We start from the raw sequence: 19,984 nt of genomic DNA, 5'->3' as shown, positions 1-19,984 counted from the left end.
TTACGGCTACTTTATGCTGGCGAATCTTTCCACAGCGCCCAAATTCATTTATGCGCAGTTTTAAGAAAAACCATCGGGCAGATGGCCTTTAGGCCGTACGCCTGATGGTTTTTCAGTTACCGGGTGTTCTTTCATTATCTCCGACCTTTCTCTTATGTGATGTTGAAACTAAGATACTTCCTGTTTGTTATCAAAATTTTTATAAAATGTTTGGATTCTGTTAATTCCGAAAAGGACCGTTTCATACGTAAATATAGAGAAGTACATATATCTTGTGGTTTACATAATATATTATCAAAACTATAAGAAAATCCCCATGTAAAATATGGTTCTTAGTGCTGAAACTATTGAATATTTCTTGATTCCTATTGTATAATAAAATCGTTTTCATATTAATATCTGGTTATTATTTATAAAAGAGGTAAACATAATGAGGAACAGAACGAGAATTTTCAGTTTAGCAATAGCCGTGTGCATGCTGCTGACGGTCTTTTCTTTCGCGCCGGCCGTATTCGCGCAAGAAGATGCACCAAGCGGTGAGCAGACTGAGCAGACACAAATAAGCGCTCCGACCGAACCGGCAGCCGAGGCAGAGCCAGCAGCAAAAATGCTTTCGGAAAATGAGGAGGAAGAGGTTCCTTCCCAGGAAGAAACTGAGGTTTACACCATCCGAACGGTACTTGAGGAGGGAAGCGGCACTATCACCGTAGACAAGCAGGAAGCAAAGCAAGGGGAAATCGTATCTTATACAGTGACTCCCTCTACTGGCTATAAGCTGCTTTCGGTCACAGTAGGCGAAGATAGTATTGCGGTAGAAAACTCTTATACAGCCCTCTCCGGCACCTTTACAGCAGAGGCTGATACAATCATATCAGCGAGATTCGCGAAACTGAGCACCTTTAAAATTACAACTTCCGTAAATTCCTCTTCAAGGGGAACCATCACTGCCTCTCAAAATGTGACAGAAAACGGCAGTGTAACGATTACCGCCAAGGCAAAAAGCGGATATTATCTTTCCGACCTGCAAGTGGACGGTAAATCAGTGGGAGCAAAAAGCACATACACTCTCAACAATGTTACAAAGGACCATACTGTAAAAGCAATTTTCTCCGAACAAATAAAAATCATGCTGGACGCCGGCCATTACGGAAAATATAACCGCAGTCCGGTTTACTCCAGTTACTATGAGTCCAATATGACATGGTCTTTACATAATTACTTGAAAGAAGAGCTTTTAGAATATAGTGGGTTTGCGATAGGCGTAACCAGGAAAGATCAGAAAAAGGATATGAATGTTTACAACCGCGGCACTGCTTCCAAGGGATATGATCTCTTCCTGTCCCTTCACTCCAACGCGGTATCCTCCAAGTCTACGGATTATCCTCTGATTATTACACAGAAAGGAAATACCGGGGACAAGCTTGCCAAAAATCTGGGAAAAGTGATCGAGGATACAATGAACACAAAGCAGGGCTATAAGGTATGGCAGAAGCTGAACAGCGACAACAAGACCGAATATTATGGAGTATTGAGAGGTTCAAAGGCTGTAGGGACAAAAGGAATGATTGTTGAGCATTCCTTCCATACGAACCTGGCAGCCGCAAAATGGCTGTCCAGCAACTCTAATTTGAAGAAAATGGCAGAGGCAGAGGCAGAAGTCATCGCGGATTACTACGGAATGACCAAGGATGGTTCGGGAGCTATAATTGATTCTGACAATTCCTCTTCTTCAAACACAAGCTCCAGCAACAGTTCTTCTAAAATTGTAAGCAGCTCACAGAAGGTGAAGGTTCTGGTAGGCAGTCTGAACATGAGAAAGAGTTACAGCACCAGTTCGAAGTCCATGGGAAAGGCTAAAAAAAATAAAGTATACCAGCTGAAAGCCAAGACCAAGGATGGTAAATGGGGACAGCTGAAGACAAACGGATATTGGATCTACCTGAAAAACGGTTATACGAAGGTTGTAAGCAGCAGCTCATCTTCTTCGGTAAAGACAGTGAAATCTTCGCAGAAGGTGAAGGTAGTCCGCAGCAATTTGAAATTCCGCAAAAGCCCAAGCACAAAGGGAAAGGTTCTTGGAAAGGCAAAGAAAAACAAGACCTATCGGCTGAAAGCGAAAACCAGTAACGGCAAATGGGGACAGCTGAAAACCAACGGATACTGGATTTATCTGAACTGGACAAAACCGGTAACTTCCACGAAGATCGTAAAAACTTCCAAGCGGGTACGGATTAAAGTAACCAGCCTGCGTATGAGAAAGAGCTGCAGCACCAGCTCCAGAACTATGGGTAAAGTGAAAAAAAACAAAGTCTATCGGCTGAAGGCCAAGACCAGCAATGGCAAATGGGGACAGCTGAAGAGAAACGGCTATTGGATCTATCTGAAAAATGGCTATACAAAGACTGTATAAGGAGCGTGAACTGAATTGAAGTATGCGGCTAGAATGTTCAGTCTGGTAATCTGTGTGGTTATGGTTGCAACAATGTTTTCTTTTGCTCCCGGTGTTTTTGCGGCGGAAAGCGGAGAGGAACCAGCAGAATATCAGATAAGCGTCATTCCCAGCGCGGGAGGAACCGTTTCTGTCGATCCGGAAACGGTAACGGAAGAGACTGCTGCAAAGGGTGTCAAAGTGATTGTTACGCCGGACAAAGGCTATGGCGTTTCCTCTATTAAAATAAACGGGGAGGCGCCGGACACTACGGTAAGCGGACCGGTTTCCTCAGGCAGTTCTTTTGTCTGGACCATTTATCCGCAAGAAGATACGAATGTTCAGGCCGTTTTTCACAAAAGCAACGGTTATGTCTTCGTTATGCTGGATGCCGGCCACTATGGAAACGTAAACCGCAGCCCGGTTTTAAAATCCTACTATGAATCTCAGATGACCTGGAAACTGCAGAATTATCTGAAGCAGGAATTGGAAGAATATACAAATGTAGTGGTTGATACTACCCGAAGCTCTCAGAGCAAAGATATGGGAGTGTACGAACGGGGTACCTCCTCAAAGGGATATGATCTGTTTCTTTCTCTTCATTCTAACGCCACCAGCTCCAAGTCCACGGACTATCCTTTAATCATTACTCAGAAGGGCAATACAAAAGACGCTCTGGCCGTTATGCTGGGGCAGATCATTGAATCCGTCATGGATACAAGGCAGGATTATCAGATTTGGCAGCGGCTGAACAAAGATAACAAGACGGAATATTATGGAGTACTGCGGGGTTCGAAATCAGTCGGTACTAAGGGTATGATTCTGGAGCATTCTTTTCATACGAATCTGACTGCCGCCAAGTGGCTGTCCAGCAATTCCAATTTAAAAAAAATGGCAGAGGCCGAAGCTGCCGCGATCGCTGTTTATTATGGACTTTCCAAGGAAGGCAGCAGCACGATTCCCCTGAAAAAACCCTCTCTTCGCATTTACAATACCGATTATCGAACTCTGACGCTGAAATGGGGTAAATCTGTGGGGGCACAGGGGTATGTTATCTATCGCAGCAGAACAAAGAACGGAACGTATAAACGGGTAAAAACCGTCAAGAGCGGTTCCACGCTGAAATTCATCAATCGAAAACTTACCTGCGGAACAACGTATTACTATAAAATTCGCGCTTACCGAAAGTTCGGAGGGACAACCAGATACAGCAACGATTCCGCAGTGAAAGCAATGAAAGTGCGGCCGGCAAAACCATCCGTCGGCATCCGATCTGGTAAACGGAAAATTACAGTAAAATGGAAAAAAGTTACCGGAGCCACCGGATATGTCGTGTACCGCGCCAAGAAAAAGAACGGGAAATACAAAAAGATCCGGACACTGAAACGTTCCGCCAGAAGTTATACCAACACCGGCATAAAGAAAGGAAAGCGGTATTATTATAAAGTAAGAGCTTACCGAAAAGTAAAAGGCAAACGTATTTACAGCGAATACAGCCGGACCATAAATAGAAAAGCCAAATAAATAAAAGAAACAATAACAAAAACTGCCGCAGGGATATTCTTCCAGTGCGGCAGTTTTCTGTTGTTATTGAATCAGGCCGTAGTCCTTCATCTGCGTCATAATTTCATAAAGGGAAAGGTTCTCCGCCTCGCACAGCGGCATCCGGTATTCAGGCTTTATCTTATCCATCATAGAGAGAGCCGCTTTAACCGGAATGGGATTCACCTCAATAAACATGGCGTCAATCAGCGGCTTCATAGCAAGCTGCATATTTTTCGCCGTTTTTACATCGCCCTTGAGGTATTTGTGAATCATACGGCTGGTATCCGATGGAATCACATTGGCTACCGTAGAGATGGCTCCCACGCCGCCTACGGAAAGCAGCGGCACAATCATATCGTCATTTCCCGAGTAAAGAGCAAAATCTTCGGACACATATCTCGCGATTTCTACAACCTGGGACATGTTGCCGCTGGCTTCTTTTATACCGCAGATATTTGGGTGTCCGGACAGTTCCTTTACAGAAGAAGGACTTATGTTAACACCTGTCCTTCCCGGTACGGAATAAAGGATCATCGGGATATTCACCGAATCCGCGATTTTCTCATAGTGTTTCACAAGTCCTTTTTGTGTGCATTTGTTATAATAGGGCGTAACCATCAGAAGGCCGTCCGCTCCTATGTTTTCCAGCGCCTGCGCCATAAATACGGCGTGGGCGGTATCGTTGCTTCCGGCGCCTGCGATAACAGGCACTTTTTTCTTTACGGTCTTCACCGTAAATTTTACAGTACGGATATGTTCTTCATCATTAAGTGTTGATGCTTCTCCCGTGGTTCCGCAGCTTACAACCGCGTCAATACCGGAAGAAACCTGCCAGTTCAAAAGACCTTCCAGTCTGTCGTAGTCTACCTTTCCTTCCGAAAAGGGTGTTACCAGGGCTACGCCAGCACCTTTAAATAAGGTCACGCCGCATCATCCTTTCACTTAATTTATTTGATCAGTTCCTCCGCGATCTGAACCGCGTTTGTAGCGGCGCCTTTGCGGATATTGTCCGCCACAACCCACAGATTAATTCCGTTGTCAACCGAGTAGTCTCTGCGGATACGGCCGACATACACTTCATTCGTGCCAGCGGCGTCACGCGCCAGGGGATATACATTATTCGCCGGATCGTCCTGTACAATGATTCCCGGCGAACTTGCCAGAAGCTCCCGTACTTCGTCCACATCAATCGGGTTTTCAAACTCAATGTTGATGGACTCACTGTGGGAATCGAATACCGGAACGCGAACCGTTGTTGCGGTTACCTTGATATTATCATCGCCGAGGATTTTATGAGTCTCGTTGATCATCTTCATCTCTTCTTTCGTGTAGCCGTTGTCAAGGAACACATCAATATGGGGCAGACAGTTCCCCGCGATAGGATGGGGATAGGCTTCACATTTATCGTTGCCTTTCAGCCCTTCGGATAAGTCGCTGATTCCCTTAACCCCGGAACCGGAAACCGCCTGATATGTGGAGTAGATGACTCTCTTGATCTTATATTTATCGTGAAGCGGCTTCAGTACAACCATAGCCTGAATGGTGGAGCAGTTAGGATTGGCGATAATCCCGTGATTCCACTCAATATCAGCGGGGTTTACTTCCGGTACAACCAGAGGAACGTCTTTATCCATTCTCCAGGCGCTGCTGTTGTCGACAACCGTTACACCGTGCTGTGCCGCAATCGGCGCGTACTTTTCGCTAGTCGCGCCGCCGGCGGAAAAGAGAGCGATATCGATATCCTTATCAAAAGAGTGTTCGTTCAGCTCTTCCACAACATAGTCTTTTCCTTTAAAGGTGACGGTTTTTCCGGCAGACTTGGAAGACGCCATCATGTATATATTTTCAAAAGGGAAGTCCCTTTCTTCTAATACTTTGAGGAACGTAGAGCCGACGACCCCAGTGGCGCCCACAATTGCAATGTTCGGTTTTTTCTTCATTTCTTTTTTCCTCCTGAATGCTTAATGTCCTTATTGTACCACTTCACACTGTGCTTTGTAAATTATCAGTTCCGATTATTTTCAGGAATCTATAATGTCAGTATACGCAGATTGGCCCGCCGGAGTTCCTCTTTCTCGGTGAAAATAAAAATCGATCGAAAGGTTGTCCATTTTTGCGGAATGTTTTCGTAAGAAAAACAGCACATTCCCTGGCTTTGTGGTATAATATAATTTGATTTTTTCTGCGCAAAACGCAGGGATAAGGGGTAAACGATGACAGAAAAAAAGCGTAATCCGGGAAAAGCCGCCGGTTCGAAAAAGAAAAATACGGGAAGCCGCAGGCAGGCCGCTTCCCAAAAGAAAGCAATGGATCCGAATTTGAGAGATGAAATCTGGGCCATTCTTATTATCGCGCTGGGAGCCTTTCTCGCGGTAGCCTTTCAGACTCATGCGGCAGGAGCGGTAGGGGAGGCCTTGTCGGATTTCTTCAAGGGCTGCCTGGGCGCTATCGCCTACGCGTTTCCATACTATCTGATCCTATACGGAATTTTATTATTTGCCAAGAAAACCATTCATATTGGAAGAAAAGCCCTTTTCCTGCTGTTTATTATTCTGCTGATGGCGGCATTTCTCAACTCCGCCCGTTTTCTAGACCCACAGGTTCTGGGATTTGGACTTCCAGACGCGGTAGATTACTACCATGACGGGATCCTGCTGGACAGCGGAGGCCTGCTGGGCATGTATATCGGCAGCCTGATTGTAAAGGCCTTCGGGATCCCAGGACTTTACATGATTGCGGTGGTGGTGATTATCATCTGCCTGCTGCTCATTATCAACACCCCGGTCTCTCGATTCACAGAGCGCGCCGCGGAAAAAAGAAGAGCCAAAAAGGAAGCGGAGCTTGATGAGGAACTGGAGGAATCCCTCCCTTCCGAACCCGTGTCCAAAGGAAAAACAACGCCGATCCTTATGGACAGCACAGACAGGTCTGCGCTCGCGGAACGGGAGAAACGGCGCGTGCCTCTGTGGGAACGCCTGAAACGGGAGCAAAGCAAGTCCCAGGAGGAAACCTCTTACACACCGGGACGAATTTCCAGCGGACAGAAACAGATTCTCGCTTATATGGAAAACGATGATCTGTTTGGAGGCGAAGCGCCGGCCGCTTCCGGATACGGGCTTTCGGACGAACCCCCGCAGACGGACGGATACGGTATGCAGCAAAGCTTTGGACTGGATGGACATGTCCCCGAGCCTGAACCTGGAAAGGGACTGATCGAGGAAGGCAGTCACAGCGCGGGCCGATCGGATTTGGAACCGGAAGACGATCTTTCCCAGGAAATTTCTGAGAAAACCTCCGCGGCTGTGATTGCCGCGAAAGCCTACGAACCTGAAAAAATGACAAAAAGCCAGGCTGCAAAGGCTTCTCTTTCCCCGGAGGAAATAAGTGAAAATTCTCACCCTATCGCGGACTACCGTTTTCCCCCGATGGATCTTTTGAACAAGCCAAAGCTCCGAAAAGACCGGACCGGAAGCTCTGAACTGCGGGCGAAAGCCATGAAATTGGAAGAAACCCTCCACAATTTCCGTATTGACGCGGAGGTGGTGCAGGTTACCCAGGGGCCGACGGTTACCCGGTACGAAATCCATCCGAATGTGGGAGTAAAGGTGAAAAGCATTGTCAATCTGGCCGATGATATCGCCCTGAATCTGGAAGCGAAAAGCATCCGTATCGAGGCTCCGATTCCGGGGAAAGCGGCAGTGGGGATTGAAGTGGAAAATGACAAAGTGAATATGGTAACGATTCGGGAGATGATCGACTCCCCCGAATTTAAACAGGCGGAATCAAAAATCACCTTTGCCGTAGGAAAAAACATTGAAGGAAAGGCGATTGTAGCGGACCTCAAAGGAATGCCCCACCTTCTCATCGCAGGCTCTACCGGTTCCGGAAAGAGCGTGTGTGTCAACAGTATCATCACCAGTATTCTCTATAAGGCAAGACCGGAAGAGGTCAAGCTGGTACTCATTGACCCGAAGGTGGTGGAGCTGGCCAATTATAACGAAATCCCTCATCTGCTGATCCCGGTGGTAACAGATCCGCCGAAAGCGGCCGCGGCCCTCAACTGGGCGGTAGCGGAAATGGAAAAGCGATATAAGAAATTCGCTGAAGAAGGGGTGCGGGATCTGGCTGGCTATAACGAACTAGTGACGGAAAGAGGGGAGGAGGATTCCTTCCTTCCGCAGGTTGTCATTATTATTGACGAGCTGGCGGATCTGATGATGGCGGCTCCATCTCAGGTGGAGGAATCCATCTGCAGACTGGCCCAGAAAGCCAGAGCCGCGGGAATGCATCTGATTGTCGCTACCCAAAGGCCGTCCGTCGACGTCATTACCGGCGTTATCAAGGCCAATATTCCGTCCCGGATTGCCTTTGCCGTGTCCTCCCAGTTTGACTCGCGGACGATTCTGGATATGGCCGGCGCGGAAAAGCTGGTAGGAAAAGGCGATATGCTCTTCAGCCCCATTGGAAGCGGAAAACCGATGCGGGTGCAGGGCCCCTTTATTTCGGATCAAGAGGTGCATAAAGTAATTGAGTTTGTGAAAAGTCAGGTGGAAAAAGCCGAGTATTCCGAAGACGTTATCGAAACCATCGACAAGGGGGGAATTCAGGAGGCGCCTGACGACGCGGACGAGCTTTTGCCGGATGCCATCGAAATGGTAGTCGCCGAAGGCGGAGCTTCGGTTTCCATGCTGCAGAGGCGATTCCGCGTAGGTTACAACCGGGCGGCCAGAATTGTGGAACAGATGGAAGCAAGAGGCATCGTCGGACCTGCCGACGGAAGCAAAAAGAGACAGGTGCTGATGACAGAGGAAGAGCTTGCGGCTCTGAGAAAAGAAACGGAGGATTTAAAAGAAGGATAAATGAACATCTATATGGAAACACTGGGCTGTCTGAAAAACTTTAATGATTCGGAAACAGCGGCGGGGATTCTGGAACACGCGGGGCACCGGATCATCCGCTCCCCTGAGGAAGCGGATGTGGTGATTGTCAATACCTGCGGTTTTATCAACGACGCGAAAACCGAGTCCATTGAACGGATTTTTCAGATGGCGGATTGTAAAAAAGAGGGCGCGGTTCTGGCAGTAACGGGCTGCCTTTCCCAGCGTTACGCGGACGAGCTTTATGAGGAAATGCCGGAGGTCGATCTGTTTTTGGGAGTAAACGATTATGAACGGCTTCCCTCGATTCTTGAAAATTTTACAAAAGGAATTCGGAAAAAATATCACAGCGATTACAGCCGGATCTACGCGGAATCACCGTTCCGAAAGCTGGCGGACAATCCTTATACCGCGACTCTGAAAATTGCCGAAGGATGCAACAATGTATGCGCTTACTGCGTGATTCCAAAGATCCGTGGAAAATACCGCAGCAGGACCCAGGAAGCCATTCTTTCAGAAGCCCGGATGCTTGCGGAAAATGGGTGCAGGGAGCTGATTCTCATTGCCCAGGACGTAACAGCCTATGGCATGGATCTTTACGGCGGATATGTGCTTGCTGATCTGCTTAGAAAGCTGTGCCGCATTGAAGGAATCGCCTGGATCCGTTTGATGTACTGCTATGAGGATCGGATTACCGACGAACTGGTTCAGGTGATGAAAGAGGAAGAAAAAATCTGTCCTTACATCGATATTCCTCTCCAGCACATCAGCGACAGCGTATTAAAAGCTATGAACAGGCGCTCCACTTCCGCAGGTATCCGAAGAACCATTGAAAAACTGAGAAGGGAAATTCCGGATATACACATCCGGACTACCTTTATTACCGGTTTTCCCGGGGAAACAGAGGATGATTTTGAAGAGCTTCTTTCTTTCGCAGAGAACACTGGATTTGAACGGCTCGGCGTTTTTACCTATTCTCAGGAGGAAGGAACGCCGGCAGCGGAAATGGAAGATCAGGTGGACGAGGAAGTCAAAGCCCAAAGACGCGACGCCATCATGCGCGCCCAGCTTGAGATTTCTCTGAAATCCAATCAGGCGAAAATCGGGAAAACCCTTACGGTTCTCGTGGAGGAAAAGGACGAAGACGGAAGTTACATCGGACGGACCGTATGGGACGCTCCGGAAATCGACAACGCGGTACTGTTTACCTCGGATCGGAACTTAACGCCGGGAGAGTTTACAGACGTTGAAATTACAGATGCTTTTGATTATGATCTTGCAGGCAGGGAGGTTTTAAAATGAATTTGCCAAACAAATTGACGCTTTTACGAATTATCGCCATTCCGGTTTTTATTGTAGTTTTGCTGCTGGGTTACCGGTACACGGCTACTATTATCTTTATTGCCGCCGCGCTGACGGACATGCTGGACGGACACATCGCCAGAAAATATAATCTGGTTACCAACTTTGGAAAACTGATGGATCCGCTGGCGGATAAACTGCTGGTTATGGCGGCTCTGGTCTGCCTCGTTGAGCTGGGAGACGTGGCCGGCTGGATGGTAATCGTTATTTTAGCCAGAGAATTTGCCGTAACCGGTCTCAGACAGGTGGCCGCATCAGAAGGAATCGTCATTGCGGCGGGAACAACGGGAAAAATCAAGACCATTACCCAGATGATCGCCATTCCTCTGCTGCTTCTTGACAACTGGCCGTGCCGCTATATCGGCGTGCCGCTGGATCAGATTTTCCTCTGGATCGCGGTGGCTATGACCATTATCTCCGGCGTTGAGTATATTGTGAAAAACAGACAGCTGCTGTCCATGTAGAGGGCAGGGAAAGAAGGAGTATTATGAAATCCGCAATCTTAAGTGTGGGAACCGAACTGTTGTTCGGTCAGATTACAAATACGAATACGGTTTATTTATCACAGCAGCTGAATCTGCTTGGTTTTGATGTGATGTATCATCATACGGTAGGGGATAATCCGGGACGTCTTGAAGAAATGATCGAAATGATTTTTAAAGACTGCGATTTAATCCTTACAACAGGCGGTTTGGGGCCTACACAGGATGATCTGACAAAAGAGATCGTCTGCCGGGCCATGGAGGATGAGCTGGTTCTCCATCGCGAAACCATGGATAAGCTGGAAACCTATTTTAAAAAACAAAACCGGGTTATGACGGAAAATAATAAAAAGCAGGCCTACATGCCGTCAAGGGCTGTGGTCTTTGACAATGACGCGGGAACCGCACCCGGCTTTGCCCTGGAACATCAGGGAAAAACCATTATCTGCATGCCGGGACCGCCCAGGGAAATGACACGCATGTTCCAGCGCAGAGTGCTTCCTTATCTTGAAAAAAAATCTGAAAGCACCATCGTTTATCGCATGATCCGCACCTTCGGCATCGGAGAGTCCATGCTGGAAACAAAACTGCTGCCTCTCATCGACGGACAGACGGACCCGACTCTGGCCACCTATGCCAAAGAAGGGGAATGCTGTCTGCGAATCGCTTCCAAACGGGCGACAAAAGAAGAAGCCGCTAAGGCAGTTGATGAGATGCTGGAAAAGGTAAAAGCGTTAATCGGAGAATATATCTATAGCTGTGATGATGAAGATTTGGTGACGGTAGTAGCCAGAAAGCTGATGGAAAAGAAACTGACTCTTTCCAGCGCCGAATCCTGCACCGGAGGTATGTTTGCCGCCGCCATGACGGGAATTTCCGGAATCTCCCAAGTGTTTGACCGCTCCCTTGTAACCTATAGCAATGAAGCGAAAATGCAGGAGCTGGGAGTTCGGGAAGAAACGTTAAAGGCCCACGGCGCGGTCAGTGAAGAAACAGCCCGTGAAATGGCCGAAGGTCTGCATCGGGTCAGCGGAAGCGATATCTGTATATCTGTTACCGGAATCGCGGGGCCGGGAGGAGGCAGTCCGGAAAAGCCGGTAGGACTTGTGTATATCGGGGCCGTTTATCAGGGGAAAACGGTATGCAGAAAAATTCAGATGCGAAACGTGAACCGCAACTGGAACCGTAATTACGCGCTGCTTTCCATGCTGGATTTAATCAACAAGCTGGTCTAGCGTCCTGCTGGGGACAACCGCGGCCAGGGCGGCGGGTATACACCGGGAGGCAAAAAGAACGAATTGCGTATAAAAAACGGGAGGTTCCGGGGGTTTTAAGGTCATTTTCGCCCCAAAAACAGTCAGAAAATGTATTTTTTATACACAATGTCACTGATTTTCTTTCCTGTGTATACGATTTGTATACGCAATCTGGAGTTTTTTCATGTAGGTGTATACGAGCAATTTTTCATGCGGCAAAGGCTTGACTTATATGTAAAAAAATGGTAATATTGGACCAGAAATAAACTTAGGTATGCTGTAAAAAAATCCTGCGAGAAATTTTTCTTGACGCGGCAGGAAGTTTAGAGTATGATAAAACAAAACGAACAAACGTTCACATAATTGGAGGTAGGGAATTGGCAGTCAGTAAAAAAGCGGCATCAAAAGCGGTGTCAACAAAAGATGATAAAGAGCAGGCTCTTCAGGATGCTCTTAACCAGATACAGAAAGAATTTGGAAAAGGGGCGATTATGCGCCTTGGAGATGATTCTGCGAAAATGGATATTGAGGCAATTTCTACAGGCTCCATGAGTCTGGATCTGGCAACGGGAATTGGCGGCATTCCAAAGGGAAGAATTATCGAAGTCTTTGGACCGGAGTCTTCCGGTAAAACAACTCTGACGCTGCACATGATTGCGGAGGCGCAGAAAGACGGAGGAAAGGCAGCTTTCATCGACGCGGAGCACGCGTTGGATCCGGAGTACGCTAAAAACTTGGGCGTTAATGTAGACGAGCTTTTAGTATCTCAGCCGGATACAGGTGAACAGGCACTGGAAATCTGCGAAATGCTGGTCCGCAGCAGCGCGCTGGATATTGTCGTTGTAGACTCGGTTGCGGCTTTGGTTCCAAAAACCGAAATTGAAGGAGGAATGGGAGACAGCCATGTAGGACTGCAGGCCAGACTTATGTCCCAGGCTCTCAGAAAACTGGCGGGATTTATCAACAAATCCAAAACAGCCGTAGTCTTTATCAACCAGCTGCGTGAAAAGGTAGGGGTCATGTACGGAAATCCGGAGACGACTACAGGCGGAAGAGCGCTGAAATTCTACGCGACCATGCGTATGGATGTGCGCAGAGTGGAAAGCATTAAATCCGGAGATGACTTTTTAGGAAACCGCACAAAGGTTAAAATTGTAAAAAATAAAGTGGCACCGCCCTTCAAACAGGCCGAGTTTGACATCATGTATGGAGAGGGGATTTCCAAAGAAGGGGATGTGCTGGACTGCGCCATTGAACTGAAGGTAATCGATAAAGCCGGATCCTGGTACAGCTTTGAAGGCGACCGCATCGGGCAGGGCCGTGAAAATGTAAAGAAATACATGCTGGAGCATCCGGAAATGATGGAACGTGTTGAAGAGCTTGTCCGCGATACGCTGAAAAAAGATTCCGACAAGACAGACCGTTCCAGTGAAGAAGATGAGAAAGAGGGCGACCTGTTTCCAGATGATTTTGAAGTGGATGAAGACGGCGTAATTATTGAATAAAACCGCACTTTCCGGAAATCCTAAAAAAGGAAGCTGCGGCAAATACACAGCCGAAAATACTAGAAACAAAACAGGTGTCGGAAGCAGGTGAGCGCATCGGCTGTACGGTACCTGTTTTCTTTTGAGAGGCAGGAGGAACGGATATGGAGAGAGGTAAAAGGATCGCGGTTGTAACCGGCGCTTCCAGCGGACTGGGGCGCTGCTTTGTACGTCGGATTCAGGATATGGAGGACGTGGAGGAAATCTGGGTAATTGCCCGGCGGGGGAACCGGCTTCGTGAACTGGAAAAGCAGGGGAAGCTTCCGATACGCGTCCTTCCCATGTATCTTACTGAAACGTCCAGTTTTCCCTATTTTCAAAAATTACTGTCCGAGGCGAAGCCGAATTTGAGGATTCTGATTAACTGTGCCGGCTTCGGAAAAATCGGGAGTTACCGTGATATTTCCGATTCGGACTGTATGGATATGATCGATCTGAACTGCCGCGCCGCGGTGATGATGACACGGCTCTGTCTGCCCTGGATGGAGTCCGGGGCGCGGATTCTGGAAATTTGTTCTACTTCTGCCTTTCAGCCATTTCCCTATCTGAATATTTACGCCGCCTCCAAAGCATTTCTTCTGCGCTACAGCAGAGCGTTGCGCTGGGAGTTGAAAGGCCGGGGAATTCATGTAACGGCGGTCTGCCCTTACTGGATTAAAGATACCGAATTTATTCCCGGAGCGAAAGAAACGAGGAACGGACAGGCTATACGGCATTTTCCACTGGCATCGAAAAGCGAGAGGGTTGTAAATCGGGCGCTCCGCGACAATCGAGCCGGTCTTGCGGTTTCGACGCCGGGACCGATCTGTTTTCTCCACCGGATTGCCGCCAAATTTATTCCCCATTCGATTATGATGGCTCTGTGGGAGGGCATACGAAAGATTTAAAAAGATAAAGCGAGGTTATTATGATAAGCAAAGAAATTCTGGAAATCAAAAAGCAGTTTACACCGGAAAACTGCGCTATTACCCGGATGTGCGGGTGTTATGTGGATCACGAAAAAAATCGTAAATGCGAAATAAACCGGTCTTTTCTGAGCCTTCCGGAGGAGGAAGCCTTTAAATACTTTGAAATTTTCAAGCAGACACTTACAGGGACCCTGGGGAAAAAACTGATTAACATGGAATTTCCCCTTCACCAGGAAGAGGCGGGAGGCACGCAGGAATTCCTTTATCGGCTGCGAAACAGCAAGCTGGAGGATGAAGCTCTGATCGACGAATTTTACAACAAGATTATCGACAACTTTGAATATGGAGAGAATTACTATATCATTTTGATTCACGCTGTTTATGATGTGCCGGGCAAAGCTTCCGACGGTTCCGAGATGTTTGATGCTTCGGATAATGTTTATGAGTACATACTGTGTAGTATCTGTCCAGTTAAATTGTCAAAAGCCGGACTTAGTTATGATGTGGATCAGAACTCTATCGTCGGCCGCAATCGAGACTGGGTGGTGGATCCTCCGGTGAAGGGATTCCTGTTCCCGGCATTTAACGACCGGACCGCCGATATTCACCAGGCCCTCTATTTCACAAAAAAACCGGAAGAACTGCAGCCAAAACTTATCGAGGAACTGCTTGGAAGCGATATTCCTCTTTCCGCGGAAAATCAGAAAGTAACCTTTAATGAGATCCTTTCCGAGACCCTGGGCGAAGAGTGTAACTTCGAAATGGTACGCTGCATCCATGACAATCTGCAGGAGATGATCGAGGAAAATAAAGAAGAGCCGGAACCTTTGGAACTGGACAAATTTGATATGCGTCGGCTCTTAGAGCAGAGCGGCGCCTCCGAAGAAAAACTTGAAAAAGTGGAAACTGTCTTTACCCAAACTGCCGGCGAAAAACGGCGGTTAATGGCTGCTAATGTAGCAGAAACGAAAAAATTCAGCATCGAGACTCCGGATGTTGTCATTAAAGTAAGTCCGGATCGGGCGGATCTTGTGGAGACCCGTATTATTGACGATCGAAAATGCCTCGTCATCGCCATCAATGATCATGTGGAAGTCAACGGACTGGACATTGAAATGGATGGTACAGATGAATAGCTGAATTGCAATCGGCAGCGAAAACTCGTCTTTGGTCCGGCTGATTTTATCAAGGATCCGATCACGCGTTCCTGCCATCGGGGAATAGAATTACTGTTGCGCGAAAGAGAGATCCTGTCTGCACCTGCAGACCTCCGTTATAATGCTGCGCAAGCTCCTTTACACTGGCAAGTCCTTTCCCGTGACCGGGTTCTTTCTTTGTAGATGCGGGAAGTCCGTTTTTCTGCATGGAAATCGAATCGGAAACCGGGTTTTCCGTCTTAATAAGAAGGGTATTTTTTACCGGCATGCAGGTCAGATGAATTTCCGCGTTTGGAATTTCACGGCAGGCCTCGATAGCGTTGTCCAGCAGGTTGGACAGAATCCGGCAAAGGTGGCTGCTTTCTACAAAACAATCCTCTTCCAGACGAACCCGGCAGTCAAAGGAAATACCGTACTGTTTCATTTTACGCTGCTTTACAAAGAGCAGGGCGTTTACAATGCGGTGCTCGCAGTAAGATATGGTCCGCAGCTTCTCCAGCTCTTGCGGAAGGGGCTCCAGCATTTTTTCTGCGCTGGAATAATCACGGCTTTTCAAAGACTGCTGTGCCTGGGAAAGGGATTCGACCAGATCCTGCTTTGTCTGCCGCAGGTTTTCCCCATAAGCGGAAAAATTCTCGTAGAGTGAAAGCTGCATGGACAGCTGGGTTTTGTAGAATTCAGCGGCAGCTTCCAGTGCTGTCTTTTTATTAATACCGTCGATAACGTAGAAGATCGCCAAATCCGTACAAAAGCATAGCAGAGCCGCAAAGATAAAAAAAACGAGGAATTCCTGAGGGATAACCTTTCCCATGCCTACAGGAAAAGTGAAGAGAAGAAAAAGCTGAACAATCATAAAAAGAATCAGCAGGTTCCACCCTTCATTTCCCTCAGCAGAACGGTTTCTGATAAATCGAGTAGTCACCAGCATAAGAAAAAAGTAGCAGATCATGCCCAGATACTGTGTAACCAGAAATTCCGGGGTCAGCTCTACATCTACAAGAATCGGATCGAAAAAATCGAGGATTGCAAGTGGGAAGGCAACTAAAAATACACTTAAATACTGGAGTACCGCGCCAGCCGCAAAAATCAGTAATTTCTTTACAAGAGAATCTTCAAAAAAGAAATGTAGCAGTAATATATTTTCGATTAAAGCAATTATTGTTCGCAGAGGGTGGCCCTCAGCAATTTCCGCGATATCGGCCCAGTCCAGAGCAACCAAAAGTACAGGGACAAACAAAGAAAAGAACAAAAGAAACCGGATTTTATGCCGGCCAGACAGGGTAAAACAGCAAAACAAACCGGTGATTACCGAGTTTAATGTGGTACATAGCAGAGTCAAACAATAGATCAACATTCTCCTTTTCCTCCTGTCTTTTGAAATAAAGCAACCGATACCAGAAACATACTGCTTTTTTGCTCAATACGAAGTTCTCCATGATACCGATCTACGATCTCCTTTACACTGGCAAGGCCTTTCCCATGACCAGGTTCTTTCTTTGTAGATGCGGGAAATCCGTTTTTCTGCATGGGAATCGAACCGGAAATCGGGTTTTCCGTCTTAATAAGAAGGGTATTTTTTACCGGAATGCAGGTAAGATGAATTTCCGCGTTCGAGATTTTCTTACAGGCCTCGGTTGCGTTGTCCAGCAGATTAGAGAGAATCCGGCAAAGGTGGCTGCTTTCTACAAAACAGTCCTCTGCCAGACGAACCCGGCAGTCAAAGGAAATACCGTACTGTTTCATTTTGCGCTGCTTCACAAAGAGCAGGGCGTTTACGATGCGGTGCCCGCAGTAAGATATGGTCCGCAGCTTCTCCAGCTCTTGGGGAAGGGGCTTCAGCATTTTTTCCGCGCTGGAGTAATCACGGCTTTTCAAAGACTGCTGTGCCTGAGAAAGAGATTCAACCAGATCCTGCTTTGTCTGCCGCAGGCTTTCTCCGTAAGCAGAAAAATTCTCGTAGAGTGAAAGCTGCATGGACAGCTGGTTTTTGTAGAATTCAGCGGCAGCTTCCAGCGCCGCTTTCTTATCCACTTCGCTGATCACATAAAAAATTGACAGATCTGCAGCCATGCAAATGACAGCCAAACGGATATTTTCATAAACGGTCTCCGAAGACAGATCGGATTCTGTACCAAGAGCATAGCAGAGCCCCAGAATAATCTGTACGATCATAAACAGGCAGAGCAGTTTCCAACCCTCATGATAGATTGCGTTTCTTCTTTTGATCAATGCCGCGGCCAGAAAGATGGACAGCGCATATGCAAATGTCGTCAGATACTGCGCAATTAAAAAATTCGGCGTCAGCTCTGTCTGAGGAATTGATGCTTCGAAAAAACCGCTTTTAGCGAGAGGTACGGAAATAAGGAGATTGCACATCTGAGAAAATGTAATACCAACTGCGAAAATTACGATTTCCTTGACAATGGTTTCCTCAAAGAAAATGCGAATCAGCAGAAAAGACAAGAACATAGCGCTGAGGGAACGCAGAATATGTCCTTCTGTAATTTCCGCGATATTCAGCAAGTCAAGCGGAAGCAAAACCGCGGGAACAGACAGCGAAAAAAGAATGACGAAAAGGACCTTGCGCTTTCCTGTCATCGTCAGACTGAAAAAAATAGCCAGAGCAGTATTGCTCAGGGTCGTACAAAGTACAGTTAATCCATACAGCAACTGTCTTTTCCTCCCTTCATACGAATTGAAAACAAATTGACTGATACCGTGAACTTATCCGTATCCGCCTCAATCTTCAGAGTCCCATGGTATTTTCCCGCAATTTCTTTGACACTGGCGAGGCCTCTTCCATGTCCGGGGCCTTCTTTTGAAGAAAGCGGAAGTCCGTTTTTATGAAATCGGATCACATCAGAAACCGGATTCTCAGTTTTAATAAGCAGGGTATGTTTCACTGGCATACAGGTGAGGCGGATCTCCGCATCTGGAATTTCACGACAGGCCTCGATGGCGTTGTCCAGCAGATTGGACAGAATCCGGCAGAGGTCGCTGTTTTCCACAAAACAGTCTTTTTCCAGATGAATGCGGTAAACCAAGGAGATGCCGGATTGCTTCATCTCCCTGTGTTTCATAAAAATCAAGGCGTTTACGATACGGTGCCTGCAATAAGATACAGTCCGCAGATGTTCCAGCTCTTCCGCGAGAGGCTCCAGCTTCCAGCTCCGCTTTCTTGTCCATTTCCCTTAAAATATAAAATGCCGCTATATCCGCAAGGATACAGCAAAAAATCAGCATCGCAAATTTCCCGCTTTCTGCTAGTTCACATAAATCGTATCCTGTACCACATCCTGCTCTCTGCTTGAAAATTTACTTGTCAGCAGGAACTTTCCTTCCGCAAAGGTTCCGGACAGTTCAGCTGCTGAAGGACCTTTCTTCATACAGCTTTCCAGTTTGCTGGAAAAGGTTTCACAAAGCTGTGGAAGATCCGCGGAGATGGTTTCTGGAATGTCCAAATTCCTGCAAGTAAAATCAATCCCCTGGGATTCCATTTTCTGACCGCAGATAAAAATCAACGCATTGAGAATTTTATTCTCGCAACATTCAATCTTCTCAAGTCTCTGAATCATATTCTGTATTTCATCAGCCAGTTCCTCTGCATCCTGGTAATTCTTCTGTTGCAGAAGGTACTGAATCACACTGATTTCATTTTTTAAATCGTGTCGGATATGAGAAAGTGTCACGTCATATTCCGAAAGCTTTTCGTAATGCTTCAGCTGAATATCCAGCTGTTTTTTATAAAAATAGGCTTGTTGTCTAAGCTTTGATTTGCGCCCGATTTCCTTGAATGCTTTGAACACATAAAAGTCAGCGACAATGCACATGACTCCAGAAGCAAGACAGAACCACAGGATAGGGAAATCGATATTCCTGTAAACGCGGATCAAAAGAGACGCCATTAAAAGTATTTGTGTAGCCACAAATAAACTGAAAAGGGCTGTGTTCTGGAGTGTCATTTGCTTTTTCCGAAATTTGTAAAAAATAAAAGCTGCGCTGAAAACCAGAGTGCAAACAAAGAAAAAAGTAAGCTGTATAAGCAGATAATACAATTCTTTATGGATATCATCACCAATACCAATTGTATCGGTATAGCTTTGCACTTGCTTTGCAAAGATCATATAAAAAATCAGCACGGATGCCAGATACAGGCCCAACATCCAAAGGGCAGCTTTCATCTTTTTTCTCAGAGGATCGGAACAGCAGAAAAATAACGCGCAAAGATTAAAAAACCAGACAATAGCAAGAGATGCCAGATCCTCCGGGATCCGCAGCAGCACATCCGGATACAAACCCGCCAAACAAAAAACAATTGGTGGTAAAACAAAAAATATCGCGGGCAGCCAGACTTTTTTCGGCCTGAAAAACTCTTGAAAAAAAATCAAAAAAATACTGTTGGTAAAAACGCTTGTACAAATAAGA

General features: G+C 46.8%; 15 protein-coding genes. 9 read left to right on the top strand and 6 right to left on the bottom strand.

Annotated elements, in window-relative coordinates; all coding sequences use genetic code 11:
- Positions 1-430 precede the first annotated feature (430 nt).
- Together H9L42_RS05235 and H9L42_RS05230 are read left to right on the top strand one after the other, a co-directional pair.
- Positions 431-2,410 carry an N-acetylmuramoyl-L-alanine amidase gene (locus H9L42_RS05235; RefSeq protein ID WP_187302329.1) on the top strand — a complete coding sequence of 660 codons (1,980 nt, stop codon included), beginning with the start codon at positions 431-433 and terminating at the stop codon, positions 2,408-2,410.
- 15 nt (positions 2,411-2,425) lie between these two features.
- Entirely contained in the window at positions 2,426-3,952 is a 1,527-nt protein-coding gene (locus H9L42_RS05230) for an N-acetylmuramoyl-L-alanine amidase (RefSeq protein ID WP_187302328.1), read from the top strand.
- Positions 3,953-4,015: 63 nt separating this feature from the next.
- Here H9L42_RS05230 and dapA read toward each other — a convergent pair whose 3' ends face one another.
- Positions 4,016-4,897, bottom strand: a complete 882-nt coding sequence (gene dapA, locus H9L42_RS05225; RefSeq protein WP_187302327.1) for a 4-hydroxy-tetrahydrodipicolinate synthase — start codon at positions 4,895-4,897, stop codon at positions 4,016-4,018.
- A 23-nt stretch (positions 4,898-4,920) separates the two neighbouring features.
- The gene (locus tag H9L42_RS05220; protein WP_187302326.1) at positions 4,921-5,913 is read right to left on the bottom strand and encodes an aspartate-semialdehyde dehydrogenase; all 993 of its coding nucleotides are present in this window, start codon (positions 5,911-5,913) and stop codon (positions 4,921-4,923) included.
- 273 nt (positions 5,914-6,186) lie between these two features.
- Between H9L42_RS05220 and H9L42_RS05215 the strand changes: the two genes are divergently transcribed.
- From H9L42_RS05215 to H9L42_RS05185, 7 genes are all read left to right on the top strand, one after another.
- Positions 6,187-8,832 (top strand): DNA translocase FtsK, encoded by a 2,646-nt coding sequence (locus H9L42_RS05215; protein WP_243235662.1) that lies wholly within the window; start codon positions 6,187-6,189, stop codon positions 8,830-8,832.
- On the top strand, positions 8,833-10,152 hold the full coding sequence (gene rimO, locus H9L42_RS05210) for a 30S ribosomal protein S12 methylthiotransferase RimO (protein WP_187302325.1): 1,320 nt from the start codon (positions 8,833-8,835) through the stop codon (positions 10,150-10,152).
- Positions 10,149-10,676 carry a CDP-diacylglycerol--glycerol-3-phosphate 3-phosphatidyltransferase gene (gene pgsA / locus H9L42_RS05205; protein WP_187302324.1) on the top strand — a complete coding sequence of 176 codons (528 nt, stop codon included), beginning with the start codon at positions 10,149-10,151 and terminating at the stop codon, positions 10,674-10,676. The genes rimO and pgsA overlap by 4 nt, the downstream gene beginning before the upstream one ends.
- 23 nt (positions 10,677-10,699) lie before the next feature.
- The gene (locus H9L42_RS05200; RefSeq protein ID WP_187302323.1) at positions 10,700-11,929 is read left to right on the top strand and encodes a competence/damage-inducible protein A; all 1,230 of its coding nucleotides are present in this window, start codon (positions 10,700-10,702) and stop codon (positions 11,927-11,929) included.
- Positions 11,930-12,327: 398 nt separating this feature from the next.
- The gene (gene recA, locus H9L42_RS05195; RefSeq protein ID WP_207734920.1) at positions 12,328-13,455 is read left to right on the top strand and encodes a recombinase RecA; all 1,128 of its coding nucleotides are present in this window, start codon (positions 12,328-12,330) and stop codon (positions 13,453-13,455) included.
- Positions 13,456-13,598: 143 nt separating this feature from the next.
- Complete coding sequence (locus H9L42_RS05190; protein WP_187302322.1) at positions 13,599-14,381, top strand: SDR family NAD(P)-dependent oxidoreductase; 783 nt, start codon at positions 13,599-13,601, stop codon at positions 14,379-14,381.
- A gap of 20 nt (positions 14,382-14,401) precedes the next feature.
- Positions 14,402-15,538, top strand: coding sequence for a DUF4317 domain-containing protein (locus H9L42_RS05185; protein ID WP_187302321.1), 1,137 nt, complete (start codon positions 14,402-14,404; stop codon positions 15,536-15,538).
- Positions 15,539-15,599: 61 nt separating this feature from the next.
- Here H9L42_RS05185 and H9L42_RS05180 read toward each other — a convergent pair whose 3' ends face one another.
- The 4 genes from H9L42_RS05180 to H9L42_RS05165 form a co-directional block, all read right to left on the bottom strand.
- Positions 15,600-16,913: a sensor histidine kinase gene (locus tag H9L42_RS05180; RefSeq protein ID WP_187302320.1), complete on the bottom strand. Its 1,314-nt coding sequence runs from the start codon at positions 16,911-16,913 to the stop codon at positions 15,600-15,602.
- A complete protein-coding gene (locus H9L42_RS05175) occupies positions 16,907-18,229 on the bottom strand; it encodes an ATP-binding protein (protein WP_187302319.1) in 1,323 nt (440 codons plus the stop codon). The genes H9L42_RS05180 and H9L42_RS05175 overlap by 7 nt, the downstream gene beginning before the upstream one ends.
- The gene (locus tag H9L42_RS05170; protein ID WP_187302318.1) at positions 18,214-18,624 is read right to left on the bottom strand and encodes an ATP-binding protein; all 411 of its coding nucleotides are present in this window, start codon (positions 18,622-18,624) and stop codon (positions 18,214-18,216) included. The genes H9L42_RS05175 and H9L42_RS05170 overlap by 16 nt, the downstream gene beginning before the upstream one ends.
- A gap of 198 nt (positions 18,625-18,822) precedes the next feature.
- Positions 18,823-19,854, bottom strand: coding sequence for a hypothetical protein (locus H9L42_RS05165; protein WP_187302317.1), 1,032 nt, complete (start codon positions 19,852-19,854; stop codon positions 18,823-18,825).
- Positions 19,855-19,984: the final 130 nt, after the last annotated feature.

Origin of the sequence: Zhenpiania hominis (genome assembly GCF_014333425.1) — a bacterium.
Taxonomy (GTDB): Bacteria; Bacillota; Clostridia; order Peptostreptococcales; family Anaerovoracaceae; genus Hominibacterium; species Hominibacterium hominis.
Note: the sequence above shows the minus strand (reverse complement) of the source record. Positions and strands in the feature narration are given on the sequence as shown.

Bases quoted from the DNA above. Each gene is read 5' to 3' on its own strand.
- H9L42_RS05215 (WP_243235662.1), top strand. From the start codon at position 6,187: ATGACAGAAAAAAAGCGTAATCCGGGAAAAGCCGCCGGTTCGAAAAAG.
- H9L42_RS05185 (WP_187302321.1), top strand. From the start codon at position 14,402: ATGATAAGCAAAGAAATTCTGGAAATCAAAAAGCAGTTTACACCGGAA.
- rimO (WP_187302325.1), top strand. From the start codon at position 8,833: ATGAACATCTATATGGAAACACTGGGCTGTCTGAAAAACTTTAATGAT.
- pgsA (WP_187302324.1), top strand. From the start codon at position 10,149: ATGAATTTGCCAAACAAATTGACGCTTTTACGAATTATCGCCATTCCG.
- H9L42_RS05170 (WP_187302318.1), bottom strand. From the start codon at position 18,624: ATGAAGCAATCCGGCATCTCCTTGGTTTACCGCATTCATCTGGAAAAA.
- H9L42_RS05220 (WP_187302326.1), bottom strand. From the start codon at position 5,913: ATGAAGAAAAAACCGAACATTGCAATTGTGGGCGCCACTGGGGTCGTC.
- H9L42_RS05180 (WP_187302320.1), bottom strand. From the start codon at position 16,913: ATGTTGATCTATTGTTTGACTCTGCTATGTACCACATTAAACTCGGTA.
- H9L42_RS05235 (WP_187302329.1), top strand. From the start codon at position 431: ATGAGGAACAGAACGAGAATTTTCAGTTTAGCAATAGCCGTGTGCATG.
- H9L42_RS05200 (WP_187302323.1), top strand. From the start codon at position 10,700: ATGAAATCCGCAATCTTAAGTGTGGGAACCGAACTGTTGTTCGGTCAG.
- H9L42_RS05190 (WP_187302322.1), top strand. From the start codon at position 13,599: ATGGAGAGAGGTAAAAGGATCGCGGTTGTAACCGGCGCTTCCAGCGGA.